This is a genomic window from Mucilaginibacter sp. P1_D10 (assembly GCF_056406215.1).
This window is the reverse complement of the sequence record NZ_JBFUAP010000005.1, coordinates 258,815-275,142: the sequence shown is the minus strand read 5'-3', so window position 1 is coordinate 275,142 and position 16,328 is coordinate 258,815. Positions and strand designations below refer to the sequence as shown.

At 48.2% G+C, this 16,328-nt stretch carries 12 protein-coding genes; all 12 read left to right on the top strand.

Going from position 1 to position 16,328, the window contains the following annotated elements:
- The first annotated feature begins 120 nt into the window (after positions 1-120).
- Positions 121-1,368, top strand: a complete 1,248-nt coding sequence (locus tag AC1DYT_RS09965; protein ID WP_477469468.1) for an efflux RND transporter periplasmic adaptor subunit — start codon at positions 121-123, stop codon at positions 1,366-1,368.
- A 4-nt stretch (positions 1,369-1,372) separates the two neighbouring features.
- Complete coding sequence (locus AC1DYT_RS09960; RefSeq protein ID WP_477469467.1) at positions 1,373-2,830, top strand: TolC family protein; 1,458 nt, start codon at positions 1,373-1,375, stop codon at positions 2,828-2,830.
- Positions 2,831-2,985: 155 nt separating this feature from the next.
- A complete protein-coding gene (locus AC1DYT_RS09955) occupies positions 2,986-3,651 on the top strand; it encodes an ABC transporter ATP-binding protein (protein ID WP_477469466.1) in 666 nt (221 codons plus the stop codon).
- Positions 3,652-3,676: 25 nt separating this feature from the next.
- Positions 3,677-4,909, top strand: a complete 1,233-nt coding sequence (locus AC1DYT_RS09950; RefSeq protein ID WP_477469465.1) for an ABC transporter permease — start codon at positions 3,677-3,679, stop codon at positions 4,907-4,909.
- A 188-nt stretch (positions 4,910-5,097) separates the two neighbouring features.
- Entirely contained in the window at positions 5,098-6,279 is a 1,182-nt protein-coding gene (locus AC1DYT_RS09945) for an ABC transporter permease (protein WP_477469464.1), read from the top strand.
- A gap of 17 nt (positions 6,280-6,296) precedes the next feature.
- Complete coding sequence (locus AC1DYT_RS09940) at positions 6,297-7,670, top strand: sigma-54-dependent transcriptional regulator (RefSeq protein ID WP_477469463.1); 1,374 nt, start codon at positions 6,297-6,299, stop codon at positions 7,668-7,670.
- The gene (locus AC1DYT_RS09935; protein WP_477469462.1) at positions 7,654-8,955 is read left to right on the top strand and encodes a sensor histidine kinase; all 1,302 of its coding nucleotides are present in this window, start codon (positions 7,654-7,656) and stop codon (positions 8,953-8,955) included. The genes AC1DYT_RS09940 and AC1DYT_RS09935 overlap by 17 nt, the downstream gene beginning before the upstream one ends.
- Positions 8,956-9,166: 211 nt before the next feature.
- Positions 9,167-9,916, top strand: a complete 750-nt coding sequence (locus tag AC1DYT_RS09930; protein ID WP_477469461.1) for a hypothetical protein — start codon at positions 9,167-9,169, stop codon at positions 9,914-9,916.
- Between the two features lie 2 nt (positions 9,917-9,918).
- Positions 9,919-12,792 (top strand): TonB-dependent receptor domain-containing protein, encoded by a 2,874-nt coding sequence (locus AC1DYT_RS09925; RefSeq protein WP_477469460.1) that lies wholly within the window; start codon positions 9,919-9,921, stop codon positions 12,790-12,792.
- A complete protein-coding gene (locus tag AC1DYT_RS09920; protein ID WP_477469459.1) occupies positions 12,792-13,991 on the top strand; it encodes a DUF4249 domain-containing protein in 1,200 nt (399 codons plus the stop codon). Before AC1DYT_RS09925 ends, AC1DYT_RS09920 begins: the two co-directional genes overlap by 1 nt.
- Positions 13,931-15,178 carry a DUF4249 domain-containing protein gene (locus AC1DYT_RS09915; protein ID WP_477469458.1) on the top strand — a complete coding sequence of 416 codons (1,248 nt, stop codon included), beginning with the start codon at positions 13,931-13,933 and terminating at the stop codon, positions 15,176-15,178. The genes AC1DYT_RS09920 and AC1DYT_RS09915 overlap by 61 nt, the downstream gene beginning before the upstream one ends.
- Complete coding sequence (locus tag AC1DYT_RS09910; RefSeq protein ID WP_477469457.1) at positions 15,124-16,314, top strand: DUF4249 domain-containing protein; 1,191 nt, start codon at positions 15,124-15,126, stop codon at positions 16,312-16,314. Before AC1DYT_RS09915 ends, AC1DYT_RS09910 begins: the two co-directional genes overlap by 55 nt.
- The last annotated feature ends 14 nt before the right edge of the window (positions 16,315-16,328 follow it).

Below are 16,328 nucleotides of genomic sequence, written 5' to 3'. Positions count from 1 at the left end.
TGCCTTGTCCGATATCGGACAAATTCCCAATTGAATATTATTGCAATAATCTAATAATCAATAATTTAAGTTTGGTACAAGGCTTGCAAACCCCTGTGCATATAACATTATCGCAACAATATGGATCAGGTAATAGAACAAGAAGTAACAGCCCGCAAAAAGAAGAAGGGCATCATCATAGCCATCATAGCCATTGCGGTGCTGGTAGGGGCCATATGGCTGATGCGCAGCACGCTGAAATCGAGCGTTAGCCGCTCGGAAATAACCACCGCCGTGGTAGGCGAGGGCAGCGTAGAGAACACCCTCAACGCCACCGGCGAGGTACTGCCCGAGTTTGAAGAGATACTTACCAGCCCCATCAACGCATCTATCAAAAGCGTGGTGATGGATGCCGGGAATAAGGTTGCTGCCGGGCAATCGATACTGGCACTGGACAAATCGGCCGCACAAACCGAGTTCGAGAAAATCAACTTCCAGATGCAGAGCAAACGCAACGAGATTGCTAAATTGAAGCTCGACCTGAACAAAAGCTTCTTCGATATCCAATCGAACAACGATATCAAACAACTACGCATCAGCAGCCTGGCTGATGCGGTTGAAAATGCCAAACGCCTCTTCAAAGCGGGCGGCGGTACCCGCGAAGGCATAGAACAGGCCGAGCTTAACCTGCGCGTAGCCCAGCTTGAAAAGAAACAACTGGAAAACGAGATAAAAAGTAAGCAGCAAACGATGCAGATTGAAATAAAGGAAGCCGAGATTGCCCTTGCCATACAACAAAACGACCTTACCGCCCTGCAGCGAAAATTACAGCTGGCCAACATCGTAGCTACCCGTAGCGGCGTGGTAACCTACGTAAATAAAAACATTGGCGCAACCGTGCACGAGGGCGATGCCCTGGCCCGCATTGCCGACCTCAGCAGCTTCAAAGTGAACGGCAGCATATCCGATACCTACCTGGATCAGCTACACGCCGGTATGCCGGTAATTGTACGTATCAACGAGGTGCAGATGAAAGGTCACGTCATCAACGTCTACCCATCCATACAAAACAGCATCGTTACCTTCGATGTGCAACTGGACGAGCGCAACAACAAACAATTGCGCCCAAACATGAAGGTGGACGTTTACCTGGTTACCGATGTGCATAGCAAAACCCTGCGCGTAGCCAATGGCGCAGCCTTTAAAGGCCCTGCGGATCAGGACATCTTTGTGCTGAATGGCGGTAAGGCTGAGCGCCGCCATGTGCACATAGGCCTTGCCAACTTCGATTTCGTGGAGATTAAGGATGGCGTAAAGGCCGGCGATGTGGTCATCACATCAGACATGAGCGAGTTTAAAAACGCTAAGGAGCTAACCCTTAAAAACTAAGGCCATGAAGTACTTATATATATTTATCTTCCTGTTTATCGCCACCAATGCCAGCGCGGCAGCCGGCGGCGATACCCTGCGCCTGAGCTTACAGGATGTGGTAGAGATGGCCAAACGCAATTCCATCGCTGCCAAACAGGCCACCACCGTGCGCGAAACCAAGTATTGGCAATGGCGCACCTTCAAATCGAACTATCAGCCGCAGTTATCATTAGGCGGCATATTGCCCGGTTACAGCAAAACCACACAACCGGTACTGCAGCCTGATGGCACGATACTGTTCCAGCCCGTGCATAACGATAATTCCTCGCTGCAATTGGATTTCAGTCAGAGCATCACCGCAACCGGGGGTACCGTTTACGGCACCACCTCCATGCAGCGTTTCTACGATTTCGACAGGCATAACCAGTTTTACAATGGCGTACCTTACGCAATTGGCTACAGTCAGCCACTCTTCCAGTTTAATGCCTTAAGGTGGGATAAAAAAATAGAGCCGCTTAAATTCAACGAGAGCAAGCAGGCGTACATCGAATCGCAGGAGCAGATTGCGATTACGGTCACTGGCTACTTCTTCGATTTGTTGCTGGCGCAGGTAAACCTGCAAATCGCCGAGACCAACTTTACCAATACAGAAAAGATATTGACCATAGCCAAGCTGAAGTTCGACCTGGGGAAGATATCCAAGAACGAGATATTGCAGCTGCAGTTAGAACGCCTTAACGCCCTGAAAGCCGTGGGTACCGCCAAACGCGATATGGAGATTGCCACCCTTAACCTGCGCACTTACACGGGCCAGGAGGGGGACGATAAAATAGCCCTGCAACTACCGGGCGCCACTATTGATATGGAAGTATCGGCTGATAAAGTGCTGGCGGAAGCTTTTGCCAACCGCAGCGATGCCATTGCCTTTGTACGCAAAATTGCCGAAGCCAAGCGCGACGTGGCGAAGGCAAAGGGCCAAAGTGGATTGGTGGCTACATTAACCGCTAACATTGGTTTTTCCAATACCGCCCGTAACATCCCCGATGTGTACCGTAACCCGCAGAACCAGCAGTTGCTGCAATTACAGTTCAGTATCCCGGTGCTGGATTGGGGTCGTTCCAAATCGCGCGTGAAAACGGCGCAGGCAAACGAGCAATTTACCGAATACGCCGTAGAGCAGGACAAGCAAACCTTTAAGCAACAGATAGTAACCCAGGTAACACTCTTCAACATGATGAAGGATCAGCTGGTATTTACCGCCCAGGCCGACAGTATAGCATCCGAAAAATACAAAATAGCCCGCGATAGGTATGTGCTGGGAGACCTAAGCATTACTGACCTCAGCATAGCCTTCCAGGAAAACGACCAGGCCAAACGTGATTATGTAGCCGCCCTCCGAGATTTTTGGGGAGCATATTACCAGCTAAGGTATTTAAGCCTTTATGATTTTGAACGGAAAGAGAAGATAAACTACAAGTAGAGGCGTAGCCTCACCCCAAACCCCTCTCCAAAGGAGAGGGGCTTAAAAGGAATATTTTTTTAGAACCCTCTCCTTTGGAGAGGGCAGGGTGAGGCTCAGACAAAGCGATTAGCAAACTATAAATTAACAATAAATCAATAATTCAAAACCAACCCATGATACAACTACAAAACATTGAAAAGGTGTACCGTACAGACACCATCCAAACCTTAGCATTAAACAGCATCAGCCTCGATATTGAAAAAGGGGAGTTCCTTTCTATAATGGGCCCGTCGGGCTGCGGTAAAAGTACCCTGCTGAATATAATGGGTCTGCTGGATGCGCCTTCTAAAGGCAGCATCAAAATAGATGAGCAAGTTACCGGCGGCTTCAACGATAAGCAGTTGGCTGCTTTCCGCAATAAAAAGCTGGGCTTCATTTTCCAGAGTTACCATCTCATAAACGATTTGCAGGTGCTGGATAACGTAGAGCTCCCCTTGCTTTATCGCAACACCACCGCCAAAGAGCGTAAACAACTGGCTACCGAAGCTTTGGAGAAAGTAGGGCTGAGCAACCGAATCAAACACTTTCCTACGCAGCTATCGGGCGGGCAACGCCAGCGCGTGGCAATTGCCAGGGCCATAGTAGGCAGGCCCGAGATTATCCTGGCCGATGAGCCTACAGGTAACCTGGACAGCGCCATGGGCAACGAGATAATGGATATCCTTTTACAGCTAAACCGCGACGAAGGCACCACCATAGTAATGGTTACGCATGATGAGAACATGGCCAAAAAAACGCACCGTTTGGTGAGGCTGTTCGATGGTTCGCAGGTACAATAATTCATCAGCGTAAAACATTAACATCATGCTAAAAAATTATTTCAAAATAGCCATAGCGGTGCTTAAACGCCGCAAGTTTTTCACCTTTCTCAGCCTGTTCGGTATCAGCTTTACGCTGACGATTTTGCTGGTGATGACCGCCTTTATAGATAAGGTAGTGAACGACGATTACCCCGATAAAAAACGCGATCGCTCGCTTTATATCAGTCGCATGGAGCTGAGCGGAAAAGAATCGATGAACTCGAGCGCATTGAGTTATTACTACATTAACCATTACGTGGCCAAAATGAAAACGCCCGTTAAGATCGCTATTTCATCAGGCTTTGGTTCTACCAATACTTATGTAAACAATCGTAAGATCGTTATCAACTACAAGTACACCAATGCCGATTTCTGGGATGTGCTCGATTTTGAATTTGTGGAGGGTAAACCCATCAGCAAGCAGCAAACTGATAATGCCGAACGCGTTACCGTGATATCTGAGGATATGAAAAAGGAGTACTTTGGCGACGACAACAGCCCCGCCGTTGGTAAATACATAGAAGCCGATAACATTAAATACCGGGTATGCGGTGTAGTGAAAAGCCTGCCGATAACCTCGTACGTGCTGTACTCAGACATCTACCTGCCTATTACTACCTCAAAAACAAAACTGGATGCCGATAAAAGCTATTTGGGTAATTATGGCGCTATTGTTTTGGCAAATAACAGCGGCGACGTAGCAAAAATGAAAAAGGAGTATGCCGATATCGTGGCCAAACTACCTATACCGGGCAAGGAGTGGGACCATATTTATAGTCACGCCGACTCGTACCTGGAAGGCTATGTGCGCACCGGGAACGAAAAAAGCTCGGGCATGGTGTATGCTTTAACAGCCATCAGTCTTTTCGCCTTGTTTGTGATGCTGTTGCCTACATTGAACCTGGTGAACGTAAACATCACCCGTATTATGGAGCGCTCATCAGAAATTGGGGTGCGCAAAGCTTTCGGGGCATCATCAAAAACACTGGTGTACCAGTTCATTGTAGAGAACCTTATCCTTACTTTTTTGGGCGGGATGATAGGCGTAGTACTATCGGTAGTGGTGATGTACTTTATCAACCAGGCGCAGTTTATAGCCAACCTTACGCTCCGTTTAAACTTCACCGTGCTGGGTTACGCCTTGCTTACCTGTATCTTTTTTGGACTGCTATCCGGCGTTTACCCGGCCTGGCGTATGTCTAAACTCAACATCGTAACGGCTCTAAAGGCTCAATAAAATGGAGGAGAGCGCTTTTAATTCCCCTCTTGAGAGGGGGCGGGTAGGGTTGAGCGAGTGGAGGGGTGTGTTAGCCATCAACAGTTTCGCGTTTAACACACCCCTGCATCCCTCTCAAGAGGGGAACCGCACTGGCCTTTGCGCGCTTTATTATCAAATATATTTATCAACCTTAAAATCAACATATTATGTTCAAGCATTTATTTAAGATGATCTGGAATAAAAAGAAGCAAAACTCGCTGCTCATTGTGGAGATCCTGCTTTCGTTCCTGGTTATATTTGGGGTGTTCAGCTTCGCGCTCAACTCCTATAACAATTACGCCAAGCCCATGGGTTTCAATTACGACAAGGTTTGGGCAATTAGCTACAACCATACGCTGGAAACCAAAAACCCCGATTCGGTAACCTTAGTTTACCAGATGTTGCTCCGTAACATCAAATCGATGCCATTGGTAAAAGATGCGGGTTACGCCAGCAGCAATATCCCGTTTAGCAACAACCATATGAGCACAGGTATAACCCTAAATGGCGTGCATGTAGATCACGTGAACAATTTTTTTATCGATGAGAACTACATTAACACCATGGGGGTTAAAATGCTTGCCGGCCGCTGGTATAACAAAGCAGATGCAGCATCTAAAGCAAAGCTTATTGTGGTAAATAAAACACTTAAAGAAAAGTTATTCGGCAAAACCGATGCTATTGGTAAAACCCTTGGCGACAAGGCGGAAGATAAACAGAAGATCATTGGTGTGATAGACGACATTAAAACCGACGGCGATTACCAGGCGGCAGCCCCCGGGCTTTACAACCGGCACGATACCTCCGCTTATAAATGGATGGGCAAGATATTGGTGAAGGTTACGCCGGATGCCGACGCCACCTTCGAAGGAAAACTTTATAAAGTGATGTCGAACACGTTTAAAAACTCCAATATCGAGATAGAGCACCTGGACAATAAGCTTACCGCTTATAATAAGTTTACGCTGGTGCCGCTCATCATCCTGTCTATTGTGGCAGCGTTCCTCATCATCAACGTGGCGCTGGGCATATTCGGCGTGCTTTGGTACAATATCAACAAACGCCGCGGCGAAATTGGGCTTCGCCGGGCGGTGGGTGCGCCGGGTAATGCCGTATCGGCACAATTAGTTTACGAGGCTTTGATATTGGCCACCTTGTCGCTCATTATCGGGGCGTTCTTCGCGGTTCAATTCCCGTTGCTGAACGTATTCGATTTGCCGGCAAGCGTTTACCTGTTTGCCATGCTCTTTGCAGTGATATTTATTTACCTGCTGGTGCTGGTATGCTCGCTTTACCCGGGCAAACAAGCGGCGGCAATTTATCCGGCGGTTGCTTTACATGAGGAATAAAAATTTAGCTTTGGCATATGATACTGGTTATTGACGATGATATTGCGGTACGCACCTCGCTACAGCTTCTGCTAAAAAGCGAAGGCTACACGGTAACCGGTGCCGAAACGCCCGAAGATGCGCTGCATATCATCAAAAACGATAACCCCGAACTGATTATCCTCGATCTGAACTTTTCTATTAGTACCACGGGCGAGGAGGGGATGCACTTATTAGCGGATATAAAGAAGCTGAACGCAACTATCCCCGTAATACTGATAACCGGCTGGGGCAGCATTGCGCTGGCTGTGCAGGGCATGAAGATGGGAGCCAACGATTTCATCAACAAGCCCTGGGATAACGGGCATTTGTTGCAATCGGTAAAAACCCTGTTGAACCTGCGCGAAGAGGTTGCTGTAAACCGGACCCGCAAGCAATTGGATAAGGAGTACAACTTTAAGCACATCATAGGCGAAGACCCACAGATGCTGCAGATACTGGAAACCATTGGGAGGGTGGCAGGTACCGATGCCTCCATCCTGATAATGGGCGAAAGTGGCACGGGCAAGGAACTGATTGCCGAAGCTGTGCACCAGAACAGCCTGCGCCGCAACAAGCCGTTTATCAAGGTGAATTTGGGTGGGATATCTACGTCCTTGTTCGAGAGCGAGATGTTCGGCCATATACGCGGGGCTTTTACTGATGCACGGTTCGATAGAGCAGGCCGTTTCGAGATGGCCAACAAAGGCACCATCTTTTTAGATGAGATAGGCGATCTGGATGCGGGCAGTCAGGTGAAATTGCTAAGGGTTTTGCAGGATAGGACTTACGAGGTGCTAGGCAGCAGCCGCACCAAATCTGTAGATGTACGGGTGGTTTGCGCCACCAATAAAAACCTTACGGCTATGGCTGGTAACGGCACCTTCAGGGAAGATTTGTTGTACCGTATCAACCTCATTGCCGTAACCCTGCCCGCCCTGCGTGATCGGCCAAAGGATATCCCGCTGCTGGTAGATTTTTTTATCAATAACCTCAAGCAAATATACAACCGGCCGGGGCTATCAGTAAGCAAAAGCGCCATGAAATGGCTGCAGCAACTGCCGTTGCCGGGCAACATACGGCAGCTAAAGAATTTGGTGGAGCGTTCCATACTGGTGAGTAGTAAGAACGTGCTGGAGATTGATGATTTTAAATCGCAGCTGGAGCTATCGCCCCAAAAAAACGGCAACACCAAATGGCCGGGCGTGGGTACCGTTACGCTGGAAGAGATGGAGATAGAGATGATAAAGCGCGCCATGGCCTTCCACAAAAACCGGGTAAGCAAGGCAGCAACGGCATTGGGCCTCACGCGTAGCGCGCTATATCGGCGGTTGGATAAATTCGAGATACCTTACGATGAAGCTGAGGACTAAGTACATAATCTTCGTTGTATTGCTGCATGGGCTTGTGCTCGCGCTCAGCTTTTATATTTTCGATAAAGACCGGGTTTTCTTCATCGTATCAGAGGTGGTGGTCATCATATCCATCATCATCTCCGTGAGCCTTTACCGGCAGCTGATAAGCCCGATAAAAATGCTGCTGCAAGGGATAGAAGCCATTAAAGACCAGGATTTTAACGTGAAATTCCTGCCCACGGGCAAACACGAAGTTGATGAACTGATAAACGTTTACAACCACATGATAGACGAATTACGGCAAGAACGTACCCGGCAGGAAGAACAGCACTTTTTTTTGGAGAAGCTGATACACACCTCGCCAACCGGCATAGTGATACTGGATCATGATAACCGCATACAGCAGCTTAACCCCAAGGCTGTACAGATATTGGGCCTTACCGAAAAGGAGCTGAAGGGGCAGGAGATAGGCGCAGTGCATAATCCGCTTTTAGAGCAGGCCGCCGCTTTGCGTGCAGGCGATACCCTCACTGTAAAGCCCGATGGCATCAATACCTACAAGCTACAGAAATCGCATTTTGTGGATAGGGGCTTTCAGCGCGGCTTCCTGATGATGGAAGAGCTCACCGCCGAAATTTTGGCGGCAGAAAAAAACGCCTATGGTAAGGTAATACGTATGATGGCACACGAGGTGAACAACACCATCGGCCCGGTAAATTCAATATTACAATCGGCCCTGCGTACCGACAGTCTCTGGCAAACCCAAACCGATGGGCTGCTAAACAATGCTTTGCAGGTAGCTTTCGACCGCAACCAGAACCTAAACCACTTTATGCGCAACTTTGCCGATTTGGTTAAGCTGCCCCCCGCCAACAAAAAACAAACCGATTTAAACCTGCTGCTTAGAGCTGTGATAGAACTGATGCACATAAAAGCAGAAAGTAAAGGCGTGCAACTCGTATTTACTGCTCCTCCCAAACCCTGCATCATCAGCGCGGATGTGGAGCAATTAGAGCAGGCGCTTATCAATATCGTAAAAAACGCTATTGAAGCCATCGAAGGCAGCGGTTTAGTGGAGTTTGCCATCAACCCCAAAACACGTCTGCTTACCATTACCGACAGTGGCAAGGGTATTACCGGGGAAGAGAGCGCCCAGCTGTTTTCACCCTTCTTCAGCACCAAAAAAGATGGGCAGGGCATAGGCCTTACGCTGGTGCGCGAAATTATGCTGAACCACGGCTACGAGTTTTCCTTAAAAACCCTCGCTCCGGGTACAACGGTCTTCACGATCAGCCTTAATTAGGGAAAACCTTCCTGTGCCATGCCGGAATGCTGTATGTCAGTCTTTTAGCTTTGGCTATCGCCTCAATTTATAATTAAAATGTTTGTCGCATTCGTAAGCCGCGCCGCGTAATAAATGCGTTACAATTAAGTTTTTAGTTCGTTTTTTCTCAAAGTGATTGATTGTTAATTAAAAGTACGTAAATTCATAATTCCAATTACCATATTAAAAAATGAGAAGTACTTTTTACAAATACGCAATAGGCTGCTGCACAGGCCTGCTTGTGGGTATCAGCAGCTATGGCCAGGGCAGCTATCCCGATACCGCTGCGCGCCAGGCGCAACTGGATAATATCGTTGCAAACTATTACGGCACCATTGGCGATCAGTCGCGTTTGTACAATGGCCCCGAGTACAACTTTTATCCCAAATCGATAAAAGGGAGCGCCTATTTTGCCGATGCGCTTGATTTTAACACCGGCGGCGTGCAGTACGATGGCTTTGAGTACAAAAACCTGCAGGTGATGTACGATTTGAATAAAGATGCTATAGTAATGCAGATGCCAAACAAGGAGGCCAGCATTGAATTGATAAGCGAGCGGCTGCAGGGCTTCGATTTGATGGGCCACCACTTTATACGCATAGAACCCGCCCTGCTGGCTAACGCCCAAAACCTTACAGCCGGTTTTTACGACCAGATGTATAAGGGCAAAACCGAGTTTATCATCAGGCGTGAAAAAGCCATACAGAACAATACTTCGGGCGTGCTGGATCGTTTTTTTACCGATGAGAGCCGCAAGATGTATTTGCTCATCAACGGGACATACAAAAGTTTCAGCAACCAAAACGGCTTATACGATGTTTTGGGCGATAAAAAAGAAGAATTGAAGAAATACGTGAAAGATAACCACATCAGTTTCCGCGACGAAAAGGAGCAGGCCATGGTAAAGGTAATAGCCTATTATGACCAGATAACTAACTAAATATGAGAAAACTTTACTTGTTTTGCCTAAGCCTTCTGTTTACAATCCACTTCGCATCCGCGCAGCAAACGGCTAACAAAACCATCAGCGTAAACTTTCAGCAGGCAACCATCCAAACAGTAGTTGCCGATATCGAAAGCAAAAGCGGCCTTTACTTTTATTACGATGCCGCCCAGTTCGATAGCGTTAGGGTTACCCTGCAGGCAACCGACAAAACAGTAAGCAACATATTGGATCTAACCTTTAGGGGAACAGATTTTAGTTACGCCATCAATGGCAAACAAGTATTCATAACCAAAACGCAAATCCTGCAAACCGCACTCGCGCCGGGCTACTTTGGCACTTCGCCGGCACCTGTAACAGCGCCGGTTGTTACCGTACCCGCAGGTACGCCATTGGCACTTACCACAATAGCAAAAGCCCCTGCGACAGCGGCCCCGACTCCGGGAGGTGCCCCAATTACAGCAACTGCGCCCACAACGGCCCCGGTTACCGCCCTGTCAGATAATCGCGACAAGATAATCGCTGCCGCTAACGAAAATAAGCTTTACGAGATAGGCATAAAAACCAACGATATAAAAGCGGGCAAGGCCACGCTCTCGGGTTACGTACGGGATATCAAATCTGGCGAACCGGTAACAGGCGCCAGCATTTATATAACCGAACAAAAAACCGGCGTGGCTACGGATCAGTTCGGCTATTTTACCATTACCCTGCCTCGTGGCAAGCATTTGCTTAACATACGCGGTGTAGGCATGCGCGATACCCGCAGGCAAATTATGCTGTACTCAGATGGTAAGATTATCATCGAGCTACAGGAACAGGTGACTACCTTAAAAGAAGTAAAAATATCGGCAGATAAGGTTGCCAACGTAAAAGCGGTTGAGATGGGTATTACCCGGCTTGATATCAAAAGCATCAAACAGGTGCCCACGGTATTTGGCGAGGCCGACGTGCTGCGCGTTGTATTAACGCTACCCGGCGTACAAACCGTAGGCGAGGCTTCAACAGGCTTCAACGTGCGCGGCGGCTCGGCAGATCAGAACCTGATTTTGCTTAACGATGCCACTATCTACAACCCATCGCACTTCTTCGGCTTCTTCTCAGCGTTTAACCCCGATATCGTGAAAGGGGTGGAGTTGTACAAGAGCAGTATCCCCGAGCGGTTCGGTGGCCGCCTGTCGTCGATATTAGATGTTAGCGATAGGGAGGGCAACAAAAAGAAATTTACCGGTTCGGCAGGCATTGGTGCCATTACCAGCCGCTTCAATATCGAAGGGCCGATAATTAAAGATAGAACCTCGTTCATTTTCGGCGGCCGTGCCACCTATTCAGATTGGCTGCTTAAGCTATTGCCCGATGCTTATAAAAACAGCCAGGCATCTTTTTACGATTTCAACCTCGATATCAGCCACCAGCTAAGCGATAAGGATAATATCTATATCACCACCTACATTAGTCGCGATAAATTCAAGCTCAATAGCGATACTGGTTACAGCTACAGTAACCGCAACTTCAATATCAAGTGGAAGCACAACTTCAATAATAAGATGTTCGGCGTGTTTTTAGCCGGTAACGACCGCTACCAATACGATATCTCCAGTTTCGATAACCCCATTACAGCCTATAAGCTTAAGTTCGATATCAACCAAACCAACTTCAAATCCGATTTTACTTACTACCTCAATACCCGCAATACCATCAGCTTCGGCCTAAACAGCATTTATTACAAGCTGCACCCCGGCACCTATGGGCCAAACGATGCGGCTTCTTTAATCATACCTGATGTTGTGCCCGCGCAACAGGCCCTTGAAAGTGCCCTTTACCTCGGCGATAAATTTGACCTGAACGACGACCTTTCGGTTAGCTTCGGTATCCGGTATTCGCTCTATAACTTCCTCGGCCCACAAACCGTAAATAATTACGCCCCCGGCGTGCCACGCAGCAACACTACGTTGATAGATAGCACGCAATACAGCAGCGGCAAGCTCATCAAAACTTATGGCGGCCCCGAAATAAGGCTATCGGCAAGGTACAACCTGGGCGATAACCTGTCGGTTAAGGCAGGCTACAATACCTTAAGGCAGTACATACACCTGCTATCTAATACCACTGCCATTGCGCCTACCGATGTTTGGCAGCTCAGCAACCCCAACATAAAACCACAATTTGGCGATCAGGTATCCTTGGGCCTCTACAAAAACCTGAAAGATAATACCATCGAAACATCCGTTGAGGTTTACTACAAACGCCTGCGCGATTATTTAGACTACCGCAGCGGCGCTACGCTGGTGCTTAACCACCACATAGAAACAGATGTGATCAATACCAGGGGCAAGGCTTACGGCATAGAATTTATGGTGCGCAAAAACACCGGGGCCGCCAATGGCTGGATAACTTACGCCTACTCGCGCACTTTCCTTAAACAGGACGACCCAACCCTGGGTCAGCCCGTAAACAATGGCGATTTTTACCCCGCCAATTACGATAAGCCCCATAGCTTCAATTTTGTAGGCAACTACAGGTTTACCCACAGGTTCAGCATATCGTTAAATGTTACGTACAGCACGGGCAGGCCAATTACGCTGCCAACGGGCAAATACTACTACGCAGGATCCGAGCGGGTGTATTATTCAGACAGGAACGCCTACCGCATCCCAGATTATTTCCGTAGCGATTTCTCGCTGAATATAGAAGGCAACCACCGGGTGCACCAGTTTTTCCACAGCTCGGTAACGCTGGGCGTGTACAACCTTACGGGCAGGCAAAACGCTTACTCAACCTACTTTACGCAGGAGAGCGGCGTTATTACCGGGTATAAGCTATCCATATTTGCGCACCCGATACCGTTTATCAACTATAACCTGAGGTTCTGATGATGCATAAACCGGCATTGATATTCCTGATTTTGGCTATGGCCGTGGCAATTGCCGCGTGCCGTAAACCATATTTGCCGCCGGCCGTTGCTGCGAGTACCAGCTTGCTGGTGGTTGAAGGCGTAATTGTGCCCGGGGCCGATTCTACCATCATCAGGTTGAGCCACACCGTAAAACTATCCGAAAAAACAACAAGCCAGCCCGAAACGGGCGCTACCGTTACCATAGAGGGCAACGGGGCAACCTACAGTTTGGCAGAACGAAGCAGTGGCACCTACGCCGCAACCAACCTCAGCCTGAGCGCTGCGAATAAATACCGCCTTAAAATACGCACCGCATCGGGTCAGGAGTATCAGTCGGACGAGATGGAAGTAAAAATTACTCCGCCTATCGACAGCCTCGGTTACAAGATAGAGGCAGACGGGTTGCACATCTACTCAGCCGCGCACGATGCAACCAACAACACGCGTTATTACCGTTGGGACTATCAGGAAACCTGGCGATACAATTCGCTTTTCGAATCGAAATACAAGGTGGCCCCCGATACCGTTATACCACGCGAATACCCGCAGGACGAGATTTACAAGTGCTACGGCTCGTACCAGGCCAGTACTATTCTATTGGGCTCTACCGTTAAGCTGGCTCAGGATATTGTGACGCAAAACCCCATAACGCAGATTGCGCCCGGCACCGAGCGGCTGAGCATACGTTACAGCATCAAACTTAATCAGTACGCCTTAACCAAAGAGGCTTACGCTTTTTGGGAAAACCTAAAGAAAAATACCGAGCAATTGGGCAGCATTTTCGATGCCCTGCCGTCAGAAATATCGGGCAACGTGCATAACCTAAGCAATCCGGCCACCCCCGTTATTGGCTATGTAAGCATCAGCACGGTAAGCTCTAAACGCATCTATATCGACAGGACGGAGCTGCCTTTTACGCCCGAATGGCAAGATGTTTACCCCTACGATGGCTGCAAATCAGATTACGGCCTTTACGTTGACCCGCGCTATAACAACACTAACACCGTTGAGGGGAATATTATCCAAAGCATCAATTTCCCTGTCGATGCTATAACGGTGCCCAACCCGCGCACCAAAACAGATTCTATAATAGGGTTTTCGTATGCCTCGCGGCAATGCGTAGACTGTACGCTGCGCGGCAGCCCGAAACGCCCGGCATTTTGGGCAGACAAATAAGGAAGGATATGGTAATGACAGGGAAGATAAAATATATCGCGTGCATGGGGCTTCTATTAATGGCTTTAGGTTGCCGTAAGGCCTACCTGCCGCCTGCAATAGCATCAGCAGGCGGCGTGCTGGTAGTTGAGGGGGTAATTGTGCCTGGAGCCGACTCTACCATTATCAAGCTTAGCCATACCGTAAAACTATCCGAAAAAACCACCAGCCAGCCCGAAACAGGCGCAAAGGTTACCGTAGAAGGTAACGGCGCAACTTATAATTTAGCAGAAATAGCTGGCGGCACCTATGCAGCCGCGGGTTTGAGCCTCGATGCAGCAAAAAAATACCGCCTGAAAATACACACCGCCGGTAACCAGGATTATTTATCTGACGAGATGGAGGTAAAGATTACGCCGCCTATAGATACACTGGCCTATGAAATCCAAAGCGATGGGGTGAACATCACCTCCGCTGCGCATGACCCGCTCGATACCACCAGGTACTACCGTTGGGAATACCAGGAAACCTGGCGTTTCAATTCCGAGTTCGAATCCAAGTATAAAGTGGTGGGCGATACCCTGCTGCCCCGCCAGCATACATTAGAAGATGAAATATATAGTTGTTGGGGCAATCATGGTTCAAACGTTGTCCTTTTAGCTTCCACCGTAAATTTGCAGCACGATGTAGTAATCAAAAACCCAATCGCGTTCATTAAGGCCGGCGACGAAAAAATAAGCATTAGGTACAGCATGCTGTTAAAACAGTATGCGCTTACTAAACAGGCCTATTTTTTTTGGACGGAGTTGAAAAAGAACACGGAGAGCCTGGGGAGCATTTTTGATGCGCTGCCTTCGCAACTAGCGGGTAATATACATAATACAGCAAATCCTACGGCACCGGTAATCGGTTTTGTAAGCATCAGCACCGTATCCACTAAAAGGATTTTTATAGATAGGAGCGAAATGCCTTTTACCACGGCCTGGCAAGTAGTTTATCCCGATTTTTTTTGCGAGGGAGGCACAGCGCAGGATCCCGATGCGTTTGGTAACAACACCATAAAAGCCGATATAATTTATGGTCCGCATTATGCATTGGATGCGTTTTTTGATCCTAAGGGGCACATGTATGCCGCAGAATACAACACCGGCGAATGTGTAAACTGTACATTGAGGGGCACAAACAGGAGACCATCTTTTTGGAAATGAATATAAACGGCATCATAAGATATATAGCTTTTGCCTTACTGTTATTAACGGCAACTGCTTGCCGTAAGGCATACTTGCCGCCTGCAATAGCATCGTCGGGCAGCTTATTGGTGGTAGAGGGCGTAATTGTGCCGGGTGCCGATTCTACTTTTATAAGGCTTAGCCACACCGTAAAATTATCCGAGAAAACATCCAGCCAGCCCGAAACAGGCGCAACAGTTACGGTAGAAGGTAACGGCTCGACTTATAATTTAACAGAAATATCGGGCGGTACCTATGCATCGGCAGGTTTGAGCCTCGATGCTGCAAAAACATATCGGCTGAAAATACATACCGCCGGGGGGCAGGATTACCTGTCTGACGAGATGGAGGTGAAGATTACGCCGCCTATAGATTCAATTAGCTATAAGATAAAAGGCGATACGCTCGATTTTTATTCGGCGGCGCACGATGCCACGGGAAAAACGCAATATTACCGCTGGGATTACCAGGAAAACTGGCGCTTCAACGCGGCTTTTTTATCGGAATTTAAAGTGTTTGGCGACACCATCATAGAGCGCGAATTCCCGCAGGATGATATTTATAAATGCTACAGTTCGTCTAAAAGTAGTACTATCCTTTTGAATACATCGGTGCGTACGAGCCAGGATATCATCAGCCAAAACCCTATTACCCAAATACCGGCCGGTTCCGAAAAGATAAGCATAAGGTACAGCATGTTGCTGCGGCAGTATGCACTTAGTAAGGCGGCCTATGCTTTTTGGGAAAATCTGAAGAAAAATACCGAGCAACTGGGAAGCATATTCGATGCGCTGCCCTCAGAAATTTCGGGCAACATACACAATGTGGCCAGCCCGCAAACGCCGGTTATCGGGTACATCAGCATAAGCACCATTGCATCAAAGAGGGTGTATGTGGATAGGTCCGAAATGCCCTTTACCCCGGCCTGGCGTACGGTGTACGCCTTCGAGGGTTGTTCCATCAGGATACCCGAGGGGAATGAGATACAAGAGAGCGTGATTGATGGCAACGGTGTAAATATTCCCATTAAGGCCAATAACTATACCAGCAGGCAATGCGCCGACTGCACTATACGCGGAACGCTGCTTAAACCTGCGTTTTGGACGGATAATTAAAATATACTGTAACC

What these genes read in the sequence shown, in the direction of transcription:
- AC1DYT_RS09915 (WP_477469458.1), top strand. Translation starts at nt 13,931, where the DNA reads ATGCGTAGACTGTACGCTGCGCGGCAGCCCGAAACGCCCGGCATTTTG.
- AC1DYT_RS09950 (WP_477469465.1), top strand. Translation starts at nt 3,677, where the DNA reads ATGCTAAAAAATTATTTCAAAATAGCCATAGCGGTGCTTAAACGCCGC.
- AC1DYT_RS09920 (WP_477469459.1), top strand. Translation starts at nt 12,792, where the DNA reads ATGATGCATAAACCGGCATTGATATTCCTGATTTTGGCTATGGCCGTG.
- AC1DYT_RS09945 (WP_477469464.1), top strand. Translation starts at nt 5,098, where the DNA reads ATGTTCAAGCATTTATTTAAGATGATCTGGAATAAAAAGAAGCAAAAC.
- AC1DYT_RS09935 (WP_477469462.1), top strand. Translation starts at nt 7,654, where the DNA reads ATGAAGCTGAGGACTAAGTACATAATCTTCGTTGTATTGCTGCATGGG.
- AC1DYT_RS09965 (WP_477469468.1), top strand. Translation starts at nt 121, where the DNA reads ATGGATCAGGTAATAGAACAAGAAGTAACAGCCCGCAAAAAGAAGAAG.
- AC1DYT_RS09910 (WP_477469457.1), top strand. Translation starts at nt 15,124, where the DNA reads ATGTGTAAACTGTACATTGAGGGGCACAAACAGGAGACCATCTTTTTG.
- AC1DYT_RS09955 (WP_477469466.1), top strand. Translation starts at nt 2,986, where the DNA reads ATGATACAACTACAAAACATTGAAAAGGTGTACCGTACAGACACCATC.
- AC1DYT_RS09940 (WP_477469463.1), top strand. Translation starts at nt 6,297, where the DNA reads ATGATACTGGTTATTGACGATGATATTGCGGTACGCACCTCGCTACAG.
- AC1DYT_RS09925 (WP_477469460.1), top strand. Translation starts at nt 9,919, where the DNA reads ATGAGAAAACTTTACTTGTTTTGCCTAAGCCTTCTGTTTACAATCCAC.
- AC1DYT_RS09930 (WP_477469461.1), top strand. Translation starts at nt 9,167, where the DNA reads ATGAGAAGTACTTTTTACAAATACGCAATAGGCTGCTGCACAGGCCTG.
- AC1DYT_RS09960 (WP_477469467.1), top strand. Translation starts at nt 1,373, where the DNA reads ATGAAGTACTTATATATATTTATCTTCCTGTTTATCGCCACCAATGCC.